The sequence below is a fragment of the Streptomyces sp. NPDC093252 genome (assembly GCF_040683675.1).
GTDB lineage: Bacteria > Actinomycetota > Actinomycetes > Streptomycetales > Streptomycetaceae > Streptomyces.
The window spans coordinates 144,774-162,606 of sequence record NZ_JBFBEM010000005.1 but is presented as its reverse complement, the minus strand read 5'-3'; the positions used below and the strand labels follow the sequence as shown (position 1 = coordinate 162,606).

Sequence of the window (17,833 nt, the reverse complement as noted above, 5' to 3'; positions counted from 1 at the left end):
ACGGCGGCGGTCCGTCCCCACCCCCGAGGAAGGACGGACCGCCGGTGCGCCCACGCTGTCGCACCGGGAACGGCCCGATCAACGGCTGTCCGGGTCCTGTCCGGGTCCTGTGGCACGGAAGTGACCATTCCGCTACGGTGTCCGCGCCGCGTGAGGCTAATCTGCTGACGGGTTAATGTGATGAATCGGGGCGTCCGGGGCACCCTTCCGTTTGTTCGTGCGGTTGCTCGTCAGTGCGGACTGGACCCCGGGTCTTCGGGCGTGCGACCGTGCATGCCCGCGGCCCCGTGCTCCCGTGCGCCCCCACCCCGGGAAGCTGGGATCCTGATCCGGCGCATCCCTGTGGGTAGTCCAGACCGGGGCTCGGCAACGGGGCTCGCGCGCGGGGGAACAGCGCGGGCGCACCACGGAGCCCACAACGCGGGTGCGGAGAACAACGCGCAGAGCAACGCGGGGAACGACCGGCACGTACCGGGGGGAAGAGGGGGAAGCGCAATGCCTCGTTGGAAGGCACTGCCCGATGAACTCGATCCACAGATCAGAGAGTTCACCAGCCAGCTCCGCAGGCTCGTGGACCGCAGTGGTCTGAACGTCGCGGCCGTCGCCGACCGCACGGGCTACAGCAAGACGTCCTGGGAGCGTTATCTCAATGGACGGCTGCTCGCGCCGAAGGGCGCGATCGTCGCCCTGGCCGAGGTCACCGGGACCAACCCGGTCCATCTGACCACCATGTGGGAGCTGGCCGAACGCGCCTGGAGCCGCTCCGAGATGCGGCACGACATGACCATGGAGGCCATCCGGATCTCCCAGGCCCGTGCCGCGCTCAGCGAGTTCGGCGCCCAGCCCGGCAAGGCCAAGGGGAGGGCGGGCCGGAAGAACGACGGCCCGACCGGCCCGACGGGACCGACAGGACCGGCTGTGACCCCGGGGATAGCCGGACCGGCGGGAGTGTCGCCGACGGTGCCGCAGCGGCCGTCCGTGCCGGAGCAGCCGTCGGGGCCGCGCCATTCCGGCTCCGCCGGGCACCGGCGGGGCGCCCAGGAGCCGTCGGCGGGGGGTTCCGGTTCCTCCGGTGCGCCGTCCGACGGGCCCGAGGATGTCGTGAACTCGTGGAAGCTGGCCGGGTACCAGGGGCCGTCGCGCACCGGGGGGCGCGGGCCCGGGGCGCGTGAGGGCCGGCCCGAGGGGGCGGCGACGCCTCCGTCGGGATCGCCGTCGGCCCGGATCGGAGCCGGGATCGGGACCGGGGCCGGGATGGGTGTGGGGGTCGGTGCCGGGGCCGGGGCCGGGGCCGGTGCCGCTGTCGGGGCCTATGGGGAGCCGCCCCGGGGCGGGCGCCAGGGTGGCGGTTCCGGGTCCGGTGGGGGTAGGCGGCGGGTGACGATGTTCCTCGCCGGGGTCGTGGGTGTGCTGGTCGTGGTCGCCGGGGCGTTCTATCTGACCCGGGGCGGCGACACGGCGGACGAGGGCGCCGAACCCAAGCCCAGCCCCACCGCCACCGCCAGCGTCGAACTCCCGCCGGGCGTGGAGTGCAGCGGGGCGAGCTGTGTGGGCAAGGACGCCGAGGCCATGGGGTGCAGCGGCGAACTGGTGACCACCACCGCGAGCGCGGTCGTCGGCACCACCACCCTTGAGGTCCGCTACAGCAAGACCTGCCAGGCCGCGTGGGGCCGGATCACCCTGGGCACCACGGGCGACGCGGTCGACATCAGCGCGGGCGGCGCCGAGCAGAAGGGCACCATCGCCGAGGCCGGGGACACCATCGCGTACACCCCGATGGTCGCGGTCAAGAACGCCGAGGAGGCGGTCGCCTGCGCGACGCTCGCCACCGGCGAGACCGGGTGCACCCAGTAGCGGGAGCGGGAGCGGGGGTGGGAGCCGGTGCGGGTGGCGCGGGGCGGGTCGGTATCACCGGTTTGCCCCGGTATGCGGGTGAGTGGTCGGCGGGATTCACTCGTACGAGTTAACGCTCGTGCGCATGGCCGCCGTGAGGCCGGGAAAGCGGACGGTACCCCCACGGGATCCGGCGACGGACCCCACCCGGGCGGCCGTTCCGCCTCCCCTCTCCTGGCGGACGGCCGCCCCTTCTCCTCCCCCATCTCCGACCATCTCCGACCGGCGAACCCCCTCCCCCCGACAGGTGGCCGCTGTGGCGTCGGCCACAGGACCCGGGCCGTTCCCTCCGGGGGATGCGCGATAGCCTGACCGCTGGATCTGTCTTGAGGTCAAGAGATCGATCATCCGCCCGGGGCCGGGACGCCCCACCGCCAGCCTGTATACGGAGAACGCCATGACCCGCACTCCCGTGAACGTCACCGTCACCGGCGCGGCCGGCCAGATCGGTTACGCCCTGCTCTTCCGCATCGCCTCCGGCCAGTTGCTCGGCGCGGATGTGCCGGTCAAGCTGCGTCTGCTGGAGATCACCCCGGCGCTCAAGGCCGCCGAGGGCACGGCGATGGAGCTGGACGACTCCGCGTTCCCGCTGCTCCAGGGCATCGACATCACCGACGACCCGAACGTCGCCTTCGCGGGCGCCAATGTCGCCCTGCTGGTCGGCGCGCGTCCGCGCACCAAGGGCATGGAGCGCGGTGACCTGCTGGAGGCCAACGGCGGCATCTTCAAGCCGCAGGGCAAGGCCATCAACGACCACGCGGCGGACGACATCAAGGTGCTGGTGGTCGGCAACCCGGCCAACACCAACGCGCTCATCGCCCAGGCGTCGGCGCCGGACGTACCGGCCGAGCGGTTCACCGCGATGACCCGCCTCGACCACAACCGCGCGCTCACCCAGCTCGCGAAGAAGACCGGTATCCCGGTCTCCGAGATCAAGCGGCTGACGATCTGGGGCAACCACTCGGCGACCCAGTACCCGGACATCTTCCACGCGACCCTCGCCGGGAAGAACGCGGCCGAGGTCGTCAACGACGAGCAGTGGCTCGCCGACGACTTCATCCCGACCGTCGCCAAGCGCGGTGCCGCGATCATCGAGGCCCGGGGCGCGTCCTCCGCCGCCTCCGCCGCCAACGCCGCCATCGACCACGTCCACACCTGGGTCAACGGCACGGACGAGGGCGACTGGGTGTCGATGGGCATCCCGTCCGACGGTTCCTACGGTGTCCCCGAGGGCCTCATCTCGTCCTTCCCGGTGACCTGCAAGGACGGGGCGTACGAGATCGTCCAGGGGCTGGAGATCAATGAGTTCTCGCGGGCGCGGATCGACGCGTCGGTGCAGGAGCTGGCGGAGGAGCGGGAGGCCGTGCGCGGGCTCGGCCTGATCTGACGCCTCTGCTCACCACCGGGTTTCGTCCACGGGGGTGCGGGGAACCGGGCGACCGGTTCGCCGCACCCCCGTGGCGTTGGGCTCCTGTCGGGAACCGGTGTCCATGAGCATGTGCGTACGGCGTACGTGCCGGGGTGCGCCCCCCTATGCTGATGGACCTCAACTAGCCTTTATTTGTGGGCAATTGGATCATTCACGCCTCGGGGGAGCCGTGTGAGTACCCATTCCGCTTCCACTGCCGTATCCGTACCGTCTCAGCCGCCGCCCGTCCCGCCGCGCGCCAGTGAGGCGACCCGGCTGCTCTGCGCCGGGACCTATCTGAACGCCACCTACCGGGACCGGGTGATCGAGGAGCTGTATCTCAACGAACAGCGCATCGCCCCGCCCGCGCTCGGTCACGACGCCGCCCGCGTCCTCGCCCACGCCCTGCGCGCCCGCCGTCTGGAACTGACCTGGGCCGCCGCGATCGTCGCGCTGTGGATCGTCGGCCTGGTGGCGACCGGACTGCTGCTGATCTGGTATCTGCTGCCGGAAGTGCTGCTGGCGCTGGCCGGTGTGGTGCGCGGCACCGCCGAACGTCCCGCGCCGCTGCGCCGGTTCGTGGCGCTCGTCCTGCGCTGGCTGGGCCGGTTCCTGTTTCTGGTGGCCCTGTTCAGCACCCTCTTGATCGTCGTGTTGGCGCAGATGATCGGCTTGGACGGGCAGATCGAGCCGGTCCAGGTGTGGCTGGCGCTGGTGGTGCTGCTGGCGGTGGCGGTGTGCAACGCCGGGCAGCGCGGGCAGTTCGCCCGGGTGATGGGCGCCGAACTGGCGCCGGAGCGGTTCCCGGACATCGGGTCCGACCCGGCGGAGAGCGCCGAGGGGTCGCGCTTCCGGCGGCTGATGGACCGTATCCGGCTGGAGCAGCACGCACCGCTGATCATGTACCACGAGGCCCATCCCTTCTGCGGGGCGGGCACCGCCCACGACACCTGGGTGCTCGCCGTCGAACTGCGGCCCGAGGAGGGCGGGGCGGAGGACGGTTCGTCGACGAACGGTTCGACGAAAGGGTCTGCCGCCGGGTCTGCGGCCGGGTCTGCCGTCGGGTCTGCGGCTGGGGCGCTCGGCAATCGGATCGTCCTCGACACCATCGAGCCGCTGCTCGCCGCGCTCCGCGTGCCCGCTAAACACGCGGGCGACGCGGGGCGGGACCGGCTGCGGCGGCTGGAGATCGACGAGTGTGTCTTCCTGCCCGCCGAGGGGCTCCGGCGCCGCGCGGACGCTCCCTTCGGCGCCGAGGACTTCGAACGCCACCGCAGCCGCGCGGTCGAGGAGGGCGCCGAGAAGCGTCGCCACTTTCTGCGGGTGCGGGTCGGTGGCTGGGAGGAGGAACTCGTCGTCACCGTGTTCGTCCGGGTCCACACCCAGGGGCGGATGCTGATGCTGGAGATCGCCCCGCATGTCCTCCAGCCGATCCGGGCCGACTTCAAGGACGCGGACCGCGCCGCCCACCGCTTCCGCAGCGTCAACGCCGTCGCCAAGGCGGCCTGGGCGGTCGGGCAGGCCCCCGGCTCGGCCGTGCGGTCCCTCGTCACCCTCGCCCGGGGCGCCGCCCACGGCTGGGCCGCGCTCACCGGCGGCCACGGCGTCGCCCTGCCCGAGGGGCCCGCGGTGTCCGTACGGGAACTGGGGGCCGCGGCCACGGGATCGCTGTTCCAGCAGATGGACGTCGACCGCTATCTGAAGAGCATCCAGGACCGTATCGCCGAGGGGGTGAAGGCCGCCCTCGCCGCGCACGGCTACCGCACCGGGGAGTTCGTTCAGAAGGTCGTGAACATCAGCAACGGCGCGGTGCACATCGGTTCCGTCCGGGACAGCACCTTCGCGGTCGGCGACCGGGCCGAGGCCCACTCCACAACGGGGAACATGATGAAGAAGGGACCTGGTGGCGATGGCGACGACGGACGGTGAGCGGGCGGAGGGCACGGCGGCCGGAGGTCCGGCCGGGGGTGAGCCGAGTGTCCGTATCGGTGATGTCTTCGGCAGCACCTTCGCCATCGGCAGCCATGCTCGCGCCGAGAGCCATCACGGTGGTGGCGGAACCGGGTCCCCTGATCCGGCGGTGGTCGCCCTGCTCGCCGCGATACGGAAGCTGCGCGCCGATCTCACCCGGGTCCGCGCGGACGACCGTACCGCCGCGCTGGATGCCGAACTCGCCGGGGCCGAGGGGGAGATCGACCGTACCGGCGCGGTGGAGCGGACCCGGCTCCAGCGGCTGCGGCAGCTTCTCACCGACTCCGAGGCGCTGATGGCGCTGCTGGCGTCGGCGGGAGCGGTGGCCACGGCGGTGGCGGGGTTGCTGTGACGGGCTCGGGGTGGGGGTCGGGTTCTGGGTTGGGGTCCGGTTCGGAGTTGGGTTCGGGTTCTGGCTCGGGTGCCGGGGGAGGGGCTTCCGGTGGGCCGGTCTGGGATGAGGATGCCCAGCGGTGGGAGGGCGGGGCGGGGGTCTCCGACTGCTCCAGCCACTCCGGCCTCTTCGGCCTCTTCGGTCCCTTTGCCGGTGCCGGTGCCGGTTTCTGGCGCGAGGTGTCCCGGTTGCGGGTGGCGGTGGTCGTCGGGGTGGTGGTGGTCGGGGTGGTGGTTGCCCTGGTGGTGGTGCGGGCGCCGGGTGAGTCGGGGGAGTCGGGGGAGGGGGGTGGTGGGGAGGTTGTCGCGTCCGGGTATCCCTCTGAAACCCTTCCCTCTGACGCCGCTACGTCTTCTTTCCCTTCCCCCTCCCCCTCTCCTTCCCCCTCTACTGTGGTTGATCCCGTGCCCTCCTTGCCGCCCTCCGGCTATGAGGTCCGTGTCGATCCCGAAGGGTTTCGGATCGCCGTGCCGGAGGGGTGGGAGCGGGACGCCGTGCCCTCGCAGTACGGCTTCGACGTGGTGAACTACCGCTCCCCGGAGGGGGACCGTCGGGTCCAGGTGTTCGAGATCGCCGAGGTGTCGCCGGACGACTCCTTCGCGCTGTTCCGGTCGGCGGACACCCCCAAGCCCGACGGTTACCGGGAACTCTCCTTCGAGGAGCTGCCCACCTCCCGGGTGACCGGAGCGCGGCTCGAATACATGGCCGCCTCGATCGGCGACGAACCGGATGTCGGCACCTGGCACGCGGTGGACGCCCGGTTCACCGCGATGAACGGCGGCGGGTACGCCGTCGCCGCCTACGGGCGGGACGCGGACGGACGGGAGGACGAGTTCGCGCTGATGGAGGTGGGGGTGGAGTGGTTCTGTCCGCCGGACGGGCTGTGCGGCTGAGGGTTCACCAGTCGGTGCTGCCCGGGGGGATACGGCGGGTCACCATCAGGCGGTTCCAACCGTTGATCGCCGTGATCAGGGCGATCAGATGGGCGAGCCGCGGGCCGTCGAAGTGGCGGGCGGCTTCGTCGTGGACGTCGTCCGGGACGAAGCCGTCGGTCAGGACGGTGATCGCCTCCGTCAGGGCCAGCGCGGCGCGTTCCCGGGCGTCGAACTCCGCGCCGGACTCCTCCCAGGCGGCCAGCAGATCGAGCTGCCGCTCCCGCACCCCGTGCTTGCGGGCCAGGGTGAGGTGCATGTCCAGGCAGAAGGCGCAGTGGTTGAGCTGCGAGGCCCGGATCTGGACCAGTTCGGCCAGCGCCGGGTCGCCCAGACCGCGCTTGGCGGCGGCGCTCACCGACTGCATCGCCGTACGGACCCCGGCGTCCAGGGCGGTGGTGCGGGCGGTCACCGGGCGCCGGCCGGGCGGTAGTGGCCCGGGGTCATCCGGGTGGTCACCCCGAACCGGTTCCAGGCGTTGATCACCGTGATCGCGGCGATCAACTGAGCCAGCTCCCGTTCCTCGAAGTGCGCCGCGGCCCGCTCGTAGACCTCGTCGGGGACGAAACCGTCGGTGAGGACCGTCACGGCCTCGGTCAGCTCGATCGCCGCGAGTTCCTTCTCGGTGTAGAAATGCCGCGACTCCTCCCAGGCGCCGAGCTGGATGATCCGCTCCACGCTCTCCCCGGCCGCGAGGGCGTCCTTGGTGTGCATGTCGAGGCAGAAGGCGCAGTGGTTGAGCTGCGAGGCGCGGATCTTCACCAGTTCGTGGAGCCTGGGATCCAGGTCCTGCTTGGCGGCGGTGTCCAGCCGGATCATCGCCTTGTAGACCTCGGGGGCGTGCTCGGCCAGGTTCAGGCGCTGGGGGATTTCGGGGGCGTGGGCGGGTTCGGTGCGGGGCTCGGTGCCGGGCGCGGTGCCGGGTGATTCCGTGCCGGATGGGTCGGTGCCGGATGGGTCGGTGTCGGTCTCGGTGGTCATGGGTGGGAGCCTATGGGCGGTGCGGCCCAGGGGTATGGTCCATTTTCATGGAGAAGCGGTGGGCCAATTCGGAGCAGGGGGCAGAGTCGGGGAGGGAGCGGAAGCGGGAGCGGGGGCCCGTCCCGGGGCTCGGGATCGATCTGCATCTGGCGCCCTCCGGTGGTGCCGGTCTGCGCCGGGGGCTGACGGACGCGCTGCGTGAGGCCGTCCGGACCGGGCGGCTCGCTCCCGGTCTGCGGCTGCCCTCCTCCCGCACCCTCGCCGCCGACCTCGGCATCGCCCGCAACACCGTCGCCGACGCCTACGCCGATCTGGTCGCCGAGGGCTGGCTCGCCGCCCGGCAGGGCTCCGGCACCCGGGTCGCCGACCGTCCCGTACCCGCCCCGCCCCGCCGCCCGGCGGCCACCCCGCGTGTGCCCGGCCGCCCCGCCCACGACCTGGAACCCGGCTCGCCCGACCTCGGTTCCTTCCCGCGCGCCGCCTGGCTCAAGGCCGCCCGCCGCGCCCTGGCCGACGCCCCGAACGATGTCTTCGGCTACGGCGACCCGCGCGGCCGTCCCGAACTGCGGACCGCCCTCGCCGGTTATCTCGCCCGCGCCCGGGGCGTCCGGGCCGACCCGGAGCGGATCGTCGTCTGCTCCGGCTTCGCCCATGGCCTCGGCCTGCTGGCGCAGGTGCTGCGCCGCCGGGGCCTGGACTCCCTCGCCGTGGAGTCCTACGGCCTCGACGCGCACTGGGACCTGGTCGAGCGGGCCGGGCTGACGACCCGTCCGATGCCGTTCGACGCGCTCGGCACGGTCGTCGGGGACGGGGACGGGGACGGGGATGGAGGCGGCGATGGTGGTGATGTCGGCGACGGTCGTGGTGGCGGACCGGGTGGTGCCCGCTCCGGTGCCGTGCTCCTCACCCCCGGGCACTCCTTCCCGCTCGGGCTGGCGCTGCCTCCCGGGCGCCGTGCCGCCCTGGCCGACTGGGCGCGGCGCACCGGCGGCCTGGTCCTGGAGGACGACTACGACGGCGAGTTCCGCTACGACCGCCAGCCCGTCGGCGCCCTCCAGGACCTCGCCCCCGACCGGGTCGTCTATCTCGGCACCGCCAGCAAGTCCCTCGCCCCCGGACTGCGGCTGGGCTGGCTGGTGCTGCCGCCGGACCTGGTGACCGAGGTCGCCGAGACCCTCGGCACCAGCGCCACCGGGGTCGTGGAACAGCTCACGCTCGCCGAGTTCCTGGTCTCCGGGGCCTACGACCGTCATGTGCGGGCCGCCCGGCAGCGCTACCGGCGGCGCCGGGACGCGCTGGTCGCCGCGCTCGCCGTGCGGGCGCCGGAGGTGACCGTCACCGGGATCGCGGCCGGGCTGCACGCCGTACTGCGGCTGCCGCCCGGGACGGAGGAGTCGGTTCTGCGGGCGGCGGCCTGGCAGGGGCTCTCGGTGTTCGGGCTGTCCCGCTTCCGGCATCCGCGCGCCACCGCCCGCGCGGCGGACGCGCTGGTCGTCGGGTACGCCACCCCGCCGGACCACGCGTGGGCGGGGACGCTGGAGGCACTGTGCCGGGCGCTGCCGTAGGGTGTTCGCGCGTCAGTTCGTGCGTCAGTTCGTTCGTAAGTTTGCGCGTCAGTTCGCTTTGTGGGGACGCCAGTTGCCGCCGGGGGGCGGATGGCGCGTCGCGGGGGACGGGATGGGATGGGCGTGGGACGGAAGGGGATCGGGATGGCTCTGACTCGGCGTCGGCTGCGTTCCAGCACGGTCGTGCTCGGCGGTATGGGGGTGGTGGCCGTCACGCTCACCTCCTGCGGCTCCGACCCGGACCGCCGCTGCGTGGACCGGGACAGCTACGACGCCCTCAACGGCTACAAGATCGTCGCCGAGAAGAACTGCACCACCTCGACCTCGACCTCGTCATCATCCTCGTCCTCGTCCTCGTCCGCTGATTGGTACTACGACGCCGATGTGAGCGGCGGCAAAGCCGATGACGGCACCTTCAGCCGCAGCGAGGCCGTCGACCGGGGCGGCTTCGGCTGCTCCGGCGGCGGTGGCAGCGGCGGCGGCTGAACCGGCGCACCCGGTGGAGCGCCGTACCATCGCGCCCCGCCCCGGCTGGCAGCGGACCGTCGAGGAGCAGGGGCTGATCTACCCGCTGACCCGGTACCCCGACGACTCCCTACGGCCCTACTGGGACGAGAGCGCCTACTACGTCTTCTCGCTCGCCGAGGTCGAGGCGCTGGAGGAGGCCGTCGAGGAACTGCACCGGATGTGCCTCGCCGCGGCCGGGCACATCGTCGCCACCGGACGGTTCGCCGACCTCGGCATCACCGATCCCCGGGTGGCCGCCGCGGTCGCCGAGTCCTGGCGCCGCCGCGCCGAACTTCCCTCCGTCTACAGCCGCTTCGACCTGCGCTACGACGGCCGGGGACCGGCGAAGCTGCTGGAGTACAACGCCGACACCCCGACCTCGCTGGTGGAGGCGGCCTCACCGCAGTGGTTCTGGATGGAGGAGCGGTTCCCCGGCGCCGATCAGTGGAACTCCCTGCACGAACGCCTCGTCGCCGCCTGGCGCCACCAGGCCGCGCTGCTGCCGCCGGGCTCCCCGCTGTACTTCGCCCACTCCAGCGCCGATGAGGCGGGCGAGGATCTGATGACCGTCGCGTATCTCAAGGAGACGGCGGAGCAGGCCGGGCTCGCCACCGACTGGATCGCCATGGAGGACATCGGCTGGGACCGGCTGGCGGGTCGGTTCGTCGACCGGCGGCTGCGGTTCATGCGCAGTGTCTTCAAGCTGTATCCCTGGGAGTGGCTGCTGAGCGACCGGTTCGCCGGGCATGTGCTCGACACCCTCGACCACGGCGGCGGCACGGGTTCCACGCTGTGGATCGAGCCCGCCTGGAAGATGCTGCTCAGCAACAAGGCGCTGCTGGCGGTGCTCTGGGAGCTGTATCCGGGGCATCCGCATCTGCTGCCGGCCTATCTGGACGGGCCGCGCGAACTGGCCACCACCGGGTATGTGGCGAAGCCGCTGCTGGGGAGGGAGGGGGAGGGGGTGTCGGTGCACGAGGGGTCCGGGGAGAGGGGGGTTCGTGGGGAGTTTGGGGAGTTTGGGGAGCGTCGCTGTTTCCAGGAACTGGCGCCCCTGCCCGACTTCGAGGGGAACCGGGTGGTGCTGGGGGCGTGGGTGGTCGAAGGGGAGTCGGCGGGGCTGGGGATCCGGGAGTCGGAAGGGCTGGTGACGGATGGGTATGCACGGTTTCTTCCGCATGTAATCCTGTCGTAAGTCCTTTCGTGAGTCCTGTCGTAGTCCTGCCGCTAGTCACCGAGGGGTCATAGCGAGGCCATAACGAGGCCATAGAGAAGCCATAGAGAAGCCTTCGGGGGTCATGGCGAGGCCACGGAGAGGCGGCCAAGGGGTCATCGGTGAGATGGGCGAGCGCACTCCGTGTTCGCGCGAGTACGCTGCCCCGAAGGGAAGCCGGTCAAATGATCGTATTGCCGGAAGGGGTGGCCCCATCTCCGAACCTCCGAGCCTCGCGGATCTGTTGCGCCGGCACCGGCGGGCCGCGCGGCTGACGCTGGAACAGCTCGCCGAGACCGCCGCGGTCAGCGCGCGGACCCTGTCCGATGTGGAACGCGGTCGCAGCAAAGGGCCGCAGCACCGGACCGTCGTCGCCATCGCCGACGCGCTCGCCCTCACCGAGGAGGACCGGCGCCAGCTCATCGAACTCGCCCGGGACGGGCGCCTGCGCGACCACTGGACCCGCCCCACCGGACTGTGCGAACTGCCCAGTTCCGTCGCCGACTTCACCGGCCGGTCCGCCGAACTCGCCTGGATCGACGACCTGGTGCGCGCCGAGCATCTGCCCGGGGTGCCGCTGGTCGGGCTGATCACCGGGTCCGCCGGGCTCGGCAAGACCACCTTCGCCGTGCGCGCCGCCCACGCCCTGCGGCCCGGCTTTCCCGACGGGGTGTTCTTCCTCGACCTGCTCGGCATGTCCCCCCGCCCGCTCCCCGTGGACGACGCCCTCGCCCTGCTGCTCGGCGCGCTCGGCATCAGCGAGCCGCAGATGCCCTCCGACACCCAGGGCCGCGCCTCCCTGTACCGGGCCCAGCTCCGCGACAAACGCATCCTGGTGGTCCTCGACAACATCGCCTCCGAGGAACAGGCCCGCCCCCTGCTGCCGGGCGGCGGCTCGGCGGGCGCCCTGATCACCAGCCGCCGTCTGCTCGCCGGTCTGGAAGGCGTACGACGGCTCGCCCTCGGCCCGCTCCAGCTCACCGAGGCCACCGAACTGCTCTCCGGCATCGTCGGCGAACGCTCCACCGCCGACGGGGAGTCCGCGCTGTCCCGGCTCGCCCGGCTCAGCGGCGGACTGCCCCTCGCCCTGCGGATCATCGGCAACCGGCTGGTCAGCCGCCCCGGCTGGAGCACCGCCGACCTCGCCGCCCGGCTCTCCGACGAACGCCGCCGCCTCGACCAGCTCAAGGCCGGCGATCTGAAGATCGCCAAGGCGTTCGCCATGTCCTACGAACAGCTTCCCGGCTCGGCGCGGCAGGTGTTCCGGCGGCTCGGGGCCGTACCCGGCCGGGACTTCGACGCGGCGCTCGCCGCGGTCGTCGGCGGCACCTCGATCGAGGACTCCTGGGACGCCCTCGACGAACTCGTCGACCTCGGGCTGCTCCAGGACGCCGGGTCCGGCCGCTACCGCCTCCACGACCTGGTCGGGCTGTTCGCCCGGGACCGGCTCCAGGAGGAGGAACCTCCGGACGAGCGGGCCGCGGTCGCCGACCGCACCACGACCTGGCTCCTCGACATGGCCACCACCGCCGGACGCTGGTTCGAACCCGCCTACGGCAGCCCCGAGGGCCCCGACCCCGAACTCTTCGAACTCTCCTCCCTGGAGGACGCCGACCGCTGGCTGCGCGCCGAGGCCGACAACTGGCTCGCCGCGCTGCGGACCGCGGCGGCCGACGGACGCCACGCGGCGGTCCTGGACTGCGCCGAGTCCATGCACTGGTACTCCGACCGCTGGATCCACGCCCCGCACTGGCACGAGGTGTTCAGCCTCGGCGCCGCCGCTGCCGCCGCCCTCGGCGACCTGCCCCAGCACGCCACCCAGCTCAACTACGTCGCCTGGGTCTACGCGATCCCGCTGGGCGACCCCGAGACCGGCCTGCGCTACGCCCGCCAGGCCCTGGACATCGCCGTCCGCGGCGAGGTGACCGCGCAGATCGCCTGGGCCCACCAGTACGCGGGCATCTCGCTGCGCAACCTGGGGCGGCTCGCCGAGGGCGCGATCGAGTCCCGCGAAGCCGCCGACCTCTTCAAGACCCTCGGCGACATGGACTCCTACACCTCCTGCGTGACCAATGTCGCCCACTGCCTGCACGGCAGCGGACGGCACGCCGAGGGGCTCGTCCACTACGGCGAGGTCCTCGATCTGCTGAACGACGAGCAGTCCGGCATGACCCCCAGCATCACCGTCCTCGCCCGGCCGCACGCCCTCGGCTACTACGGGGACTGCCTGAAGGCCCTGGGCCGGCGGACCGAGGCGATCGACGCCCTCACCGAGGCCACGGAACTGCTGGGCCGGTTCGACGTCAACTTCCGCCAGGGCCAGTTCCTGGAATCCCTGGCGGAACTCCTGGCCCTGGAGGGCCGCGCGGAGGAGGGCGAACGGACCTACGCCCGAGCGGCGGAGGTCTACCGGCTCACGGGCGACGGAGCGGCGGCGGCCCGCTGCCAGGCCCTGTCCGGGCGGGACGGAGACGCGGCGGTCTAGGGCAGACCCCGGGAGGTGGGGGTGGTGGCGGGGGCGGGTGGCGGAAGTTCTGCGTGCTGTTCTGCATGGTGCGGAACGGGGTCCGGCGGTTGACTCGATGGTGTTGGACAGGCGAAGGGTCTGTCCCTCCGGGCAGGAGCAGCCATGGCGACAATCAAGAACATCGTGCTGGTCCATGGTGGCTTCGTGGACGGCTCCGGCTGGCAGGGCGTCCATGAGCAGTTGACGGCCGACGGCTACCACGTCGATGTCCTTCAGCATCCCACCCTCTCCCTGGCCGGTGACGTCACCCTCACCCACCATGTCCTCGACGCGCTCGACGGCCCCACCGTCCTGGTGGGCCACTCCTACGGCGGTGCCGTCATCACCGAGGCCGGCAACCACCCGCAGGTCGCCGCCCTCGTCTACATCGCCGCCTTCGTCCCCGAGAAGGGCGAGTCCGTCGCCAGCCTGACCGCCGACCCCGCCCCCGGAGCACCCGTCCCGCCGATCCTGCCGCCCCGCGACGGGTTCCTCCTCCTGGACCGGGAGCGGTTCGCCGACTCCTTCGCCGCCGATCTGCCCACCGCGCAGGCCGCGTTCATGGCCGACGCCCAGGTCCCCTGGGGCGTGGACGCCCTCGCCGGGACGATCACCCAGCCGGCCTGGCGCACCAAGCCCTCCCGCTATCTCGTCGCCACGGAGGACCGCATGATCCCGCCGGCCGTCCAGCGCGAGATGGCCGAACGCGCCGGAGCCACCGTCTCCGAGACCCCCGGCAGCCACGCCGTCTACATCTCCCGCCCGGCCACGGTCGCGGCGGTCATCGCGGGCGCCGCGGAAGGGTAGGGCGGGCGCCCGCCCGAGGGGCGGTGCCGCCGCTACGGGGGTGGCGTCGGCACCGCCGACGGGTGCACCCCCGCGAGCCCGCCCTCACCGCGCCCCTGCCTCCCGGGCGCCCCATCCGCGTACCCGTCTTCCTGGTGCCCTGGCCGCGTGCCCCCTTGCCCGTGTCCCTGCTGTCCAGGTGCCCTGGCCCGCGTACCTCCTGCCCGCGTCTCCGTGGCCCGGGTGCCCTGGCCGTCCCCGTTGCCCGCGTCCCCGTCTCCCAGGTGCCTTGGCCGCGTGCCCGTTGCCTGTGTTTCGGGTGCCCAGGTGCCCAGGCCGTGTGCCTCGTGCCCGTGTCCCCCGTTGCCCGCGTGCCCTCGCCGTGTCCGGGTGCTGGCCCCCGGTGGCTGCCCCCGGTGACCGCCCTTCCCTGACGGCTCACCCTTCCCGGGCACTGCTCCTCCCGGCGCCTCCCCCTCCCGGGGTGGACCACCTCGCCCCGCCCCGGGCGACTGTCCCCTGGTGACCGCCCGGACGGGCCTGCCCGCTCGCCCTACGGGGTCAGCTCGGCTCTCAGTTGGTCCAGGCCCCAGCCCAGATCGTCCTGGCTGATCACCAGCGGCGGGGCGATCCGGATCGTGTGCCCATGGGTGTCCTTCACCAGCACCCCCCGCTCCATCAGCCGCTCCGCCACCTCCCGGCCCGTGCCGTGCCGCGGAGCGATGTCCAGCCCCGCCCAGAGCCCCCGCCCCCGCACCGCCGTGATCGCGCCGCTGGCCGTCAGCCCGGCCAGTTCGCCGTGCAGAAAGGCCCCCAGCCCGGCCGCCCGCTCCTGGAACTCCCCCGACCGCAGCATCGCGATCACCTCCAGCGCCACCGCGCACGCCAGCGGATTCCCGCCGAACGTCGACCCGTGCTCCCCGGGCCGGAACACCCCCAGCACCTCCGCGCTCGACACCACCGCCGACACCGGCACGATCCCCCCGCCCAGCGCCTTCCCCAGCACATACATATCGGGCACCACCCCCTCGTGCTCACAGGCGAACGTCCTCCCCGTCCGCCCCAGCCCCGACTGGATCTCGTCCGCGACGAACAGCACCTCCCGCTCGCGCGTCAGCTCCCGCACCCCCGCCAGATAGCCCTGCGGCGGCACCACCACCCCCGCCTCCCCCTGGATCGGCTCCAGCAGCACCGCCACCGTGTTCTCCGTCACCGCACTGCGCATCGCCGCCAGATCCCCGTACGGCACGATCTCGAACCCCGGCGTGTACGGCCCGAAGTCCGCCCGCGCCGCGCGGTCCGTCGAGAAGCTGATGACTGTCGTCGTACGGCCGTGGAAGTTGTCCGCCGCCACCACGATCTTCGCCATCTCCCACGGCACCCCCTTCACCCGGTACCCCCACTTCCGCGCCGTCTTCACGGCTGTCTCCACCGCCTCCGCGCCCGTGTTCATCGGCAGCACCAGCTCCATCCCGCACAACGCCGCCAGCTCCCCGCAGAACGCCGCGAACCGGTCGTGGTAGAACGCCCTCGACGTCAGCGTCACCCGCCCCAACTGCGCCTTCGCCGCCTCGATCAGCCGCCGGTTGCCGTGCCCGAAGTTGAGCGCCGAGTACCCCGCCAGCAGATCCAGATAGCGCCGCCCCTCCACATCCGTCATCCACGCCCCGTCCGCGTCGGCCACCACCACCGGCAGGGGGTGATAGGTGTGCGCGCTGTGCGCCTCGGCGGCGGCGATCAGCTCCTGCGTCCGGGACCCCGGGGACCCGGAGGACGACAGCGGCGACATGGGGGGCAACGGCGGTGTCGGACACATATCAACCTCCGGAAGACGACCTCGGCTCCTATCGGGATCGTCGGCCGGACCCCACCCCTTGAGAGCCGTTCGGCCACCGGGTGTCTCCGCCCGTCCCCCTTCCCCTCGCAGGTCGGCCACGGCTGCGGCTCGCCCGCATGGTGGACGTCCGGGCCTGCGCCCTCGCCGGCGCCGGTAGGCTGGCCACGGGCCGTGACTGGCGTGCTGGGATGGGACCGACCATCGGGGAGCGGCCCCGGCGGAACCGCAGGGGCGTATCGCCACCGCGGAACTGCCGAGCGAGTGCCGTGCGCCTGGGCCGAACCGTGAACCGTGTCCGCGTCGAGCCACGCCACCCGGAGGCCGAGATGTCCGACCAGCAGCCCCTGTCCACCGAGTCCACCGCGTTCCGCGCCGCCCTCGATGTGATCCGTGCCGTCGAGCCGCGCGTCGCCGATGCCATCGGCCAGGAGGTCCACGACCAGCGCGAGATGCTCAAGCTGATCGCCTCCGAGAACTACGCCTCCCCGGCGACCCTTCTCGCCATGGGCAACTGGTTCAGCGACAAGTACGCCGAGGGCACCGTCGGCCGCCGCTTCTACGCCGGCTGCCGCAATGTCGACACCGTCGAGTCCCTCGCCGCCGAACACGCCCGCGAACTCTTCGGCGCCCGGCACGCCTATGTCCAGCCGCACTCCGGTATCGACGCCAACCTCGTCGCCTTCTGGGCCGTCCTCGCCGACCGCGTCGAAGCTCCCTTCCTGGAGAAGACCGGCGTCCGCCAGATCAACGACCTCACCGACGCCGACTGGGCCGAACTCCGCCAGGCCTTCGGGAACCAGCGCATGCTGGGCATGTCCCTCGACGCGGGTGGCCACCTCACCCACGGCTTCCGCCCGAACATCTCCGGCAAGATGTTCGACCAGCGCTCCTACGGCACCGACCCCGCCACCGGCCTCCTCGACTACGAGGCCCTGCGCGGCACCGCCCGCGAGTTCAAGCCCCTGATCCTCGTCGCCGGCTACTCCGCCTACCCCCGGCTGGTGAACTTCCGCATCATGCGGGAGATCGCCGACGAGGTCGGAGCGACCCTGATGGTCGACATGGCGCACTTCGCCGGTCTGGTCGCCGGCCAGGTCCTTACCGGTGACTTCGACCCGGTGCCGCACGCCCAGATCGTCACCACCACCACCCACAAGTCGCTGCGCGGCCCGCGCGGCGGCATGGTGCTGTGCGACGACTCCCTCAAGGACCAGGTCGACCGCGGCTGCCCGATGGTCCTCGGCGGCCCGCTCCCGCATGTCATGGCCGCCAAGGCCGTCGCCCTCGCCGAGGCCCGTCAGCCCTCCTTCCGTGACTACGCCCAGCGCATCGTCGACAACTCCCGCGCCCTCGCCGAGGGCCTGATGCGCCGCGGCGCCACCCTGGTCACCGGCGGCACGGACAACCACCTCAATCTGATCGATGTCGCCACCTCCTACGGCCTCACCGGCCGCCAGGCCGAGGCCGCCCTGCTCTCCTCCGGCATCGTCACCAACCGCAACGCCATCCCTTCCGACCCCAACGGGGCCTGGTACACCTCCGGTATCCGTATCGGCACCCCCGCCCTGACCACCCGCGGTCTGGGCACCGCCGAGATGGACGAGGTCGCCGCCCTGATCGACCGGGTGCTGACCACCACCGAGCCCGGCACCACCAGCAAGGGCGCCCCCTCCAAGGCCCAGCACATCCTGGACCCGAAGATCGCCGACGAGATCTCCCACCGCGCCACCGATCTCGTCGCCGCCTTCCCGCTTTACCCCGAGATCGACCTGGGCTGATCCACCGCCTCACCCCACCCGCGCGGTCGCGGTACTGCCGGGTGGGGTGAGGTGAGGCCCCC

The 17,833-nt window shown here is 72.3% G+C and carries 14 protein-coding genes; 11 read left to right on the top strand and 3 right to left on the bottom strand.

Going from position 1 to position 17,833, the window contains the following annotated elements:
* Positions 1–495: 495 nt before the first annotated feature.
* From AB0O01_RS12285 to AB0O01_RS12265, 5 genes are all read left to right on the top strand, one after another.
* Positions 496–1,854, top strand: a complete 1,359-nt coding sequence (locus AB0O01_RS12285; RefSeq protein ID WP_365312685.1) for a DUF2690 domain-containing protein — start codon at positions 496–498, stop codon at positions 1,852–1,854.
* 436 nt (positions 1,855–2,290) lie between these two features.
* Entirely contained in the window at positions 2,291–3,280 is a 990-nt protein-coding gene (locus tag AB0O01_RS12280; RefSeq protein ID WP_365312683.1) for a malate dehydrogenase, read from the top strand.
* A 213-nt stretch (positions 3,281–3,493) separates the two neighbouring features.
* The gene (locus tag AB0O01_RS12275) at positions 3,494–5,230 is read left to right on the top strand and encodes a hypothetical protein (protein ID WP_365312682.1); all 1,737 of its coding nucleotides are present in this window, start codon (positions 3,494–3,496) and stop codon (positions 5,228–5,230) included.
* Positions 5,211–5,624, top strand: a complete 414-nt coding sequence (locus AB0O01_RS12270; protein ID WP_365312680.1) for a hypothetical protein — start codon at positions 5,211–5,213, stop codon at positions 5,622–5,624. Before AB0O01_RS12275 ends, AB0O01_RS12270 begins: the two co-directional genes overlap by 20 nt.
* A 446-nt stretch (positions 5,625–6,070) precedes the next feature.
* The gene (locus AB0O01_RS12265; protein ID WP_365312678.1) at positions 6,071–6,559 is read left to right on the top strand and encodes a hypothetical protein; all 489 of its coding nucleotides are present in this window, start codon (positions 6,071–6,073) and stop codon (positions 6,557–6,559) included.
* A 4-nt stretch (positions 6,560–6,563) separates the two neighbouring features.
* Here AB0O01_RS12265 and AB0O01_RS12260 read toward each other — a convergent pair whose 3' ends face one another.
* Together AB0O01_RS12260 and AB0O01_RS12255 are read right to left on the bottom strand one after the other, a co-directional pair.
* Positions 6,564–7,010 carry a carboxymuconolactone decarboxylase family protein gene (locus tag AB0O01_RS12260; RefSeq protein ID WP_365312677.1) on the bottom strand — a complete coding sequence of 149 codons (447 nt, stop codon included), beginning with the start codon at positions 7,008–7,010 and terminating at the stop codon, positions 6,564–6,566.
* Positions 7,007–7,579, bottom strand: coding sequence for a carboxymuconolactone decarboxylase family protein (locus AB0O01_RS12255; RefSeq protein WP_365312675.1), 573 nt, complete (start codon positions 7,577–7,579; stop codon positions 7,007–7,009). Before AB0O01_RS12255 ends, AB0O01_RS12260 begins: the two co-directional genes overlap by 4 nt.
* Before the next feature lie 47 nt (positions 7,580–7,626).
* On the opposite strand from AB0O01_RS12255, the gene AB0O01_RS12250 reads away from it, so the two are divergent.
* The 5 genes from AB0O01_RS12250 (at position 7,627) to AB0O01_RS12230 (ending at position 14,177) form a co-directional block, all read left to right on the top strand.
* Entirely contained in the window at positions 7,627–9,144 is a 1,518-nt protein-coding gene (locus AB0O01_RS12250) for a PLP-dependent aminotransferase family protein (RefSeq protein ID WP_365312674.1), read from the top strand.
* A gap of 144 nt (positions 9,145–9,288) precedes the next feature.
* Positions 9,289–9,630: a hypothetical protein gene (locus tag AB0O01_RS12245; RefSeq protein WP_365312672.1), complete on the top strand. Its 342-nt coding sequence runs from the start codon at positions 9,289–9,291 to the stop codon at positions 9,628–9,630.
* Between the two features lie 13 nt (positions 9,631–9,643).
* The gene (locus tag AB0O01_RS12240; protein WP_365312670.1) at positions 9,644–10,846 is read left to right on the top strand and encodes a glutathionylspermidine synthase family protein; all 1,203 of its coding nucleotides are present in this window, start codon (positions 9,644–9,646) and stop codon (positions 10,844–10,846) included.
* A 262-nt stretch (positions 10,847–11,108) separates the two neighbouring features.
* A complete protein-coding gene (locus AB0O01_RS12235; RefSeq protein ID WP_365312668.1) occupies positions 11,109–13,349 on the top strand; it encodes a helix-turn-helix domain-containing protein in 2,241 nt (746 codons plus the stop codon).
* Between the two features lie 144 nt (positions 13,350–13,493).
* Positions 13,494–14,177, top strand: a complete 684-nt coding sequence (locus AB0O01_RS12230; RefSeq protein WP_365312666.1) for an alpha/beta hydrolase — start codon at positions 13,494–13,496, stop codon at positions 14,175–14,177.
* A 532-nt stretch (positions 14,178–14,709) separates the two neighbouring features.
* Here the strand turns inward: AB0O01_RS12230 and rocD are convergent.
* On the bottom strand, positions 14,710–15,945 hold the full coding sequence (gene rocD, locus AB0O01_RS12225; protein ID WP_365312664.1) for an ornithine--oxo-acid transaminase: 1,236 nt from the start codon (positions 15,943–15,945) through the stop codon (positions 14,710–14,712).
* A gap of 374 nt (positions 15,946–16,319) precedes the next feature.
* Here rocD and AB0O01_RS12220 point away from each other — a divergent pair, with 374 nt between their 5' ends.
* Positions 16,320–17,771 carry a glycine hydroxymethyltransferase gene (locus AB0O01_RS12220; protein WP_365312662.1) on the top strand — a complete coding sequence of 484 codons (1,452 nt, stop codon included), beginning with the start codon at positions 16,320–16,322 and terminating at the stop codon, positions 17,769–17,771.
* Positions 17,772–17,833: the final 62 nt, after the last annotated feature.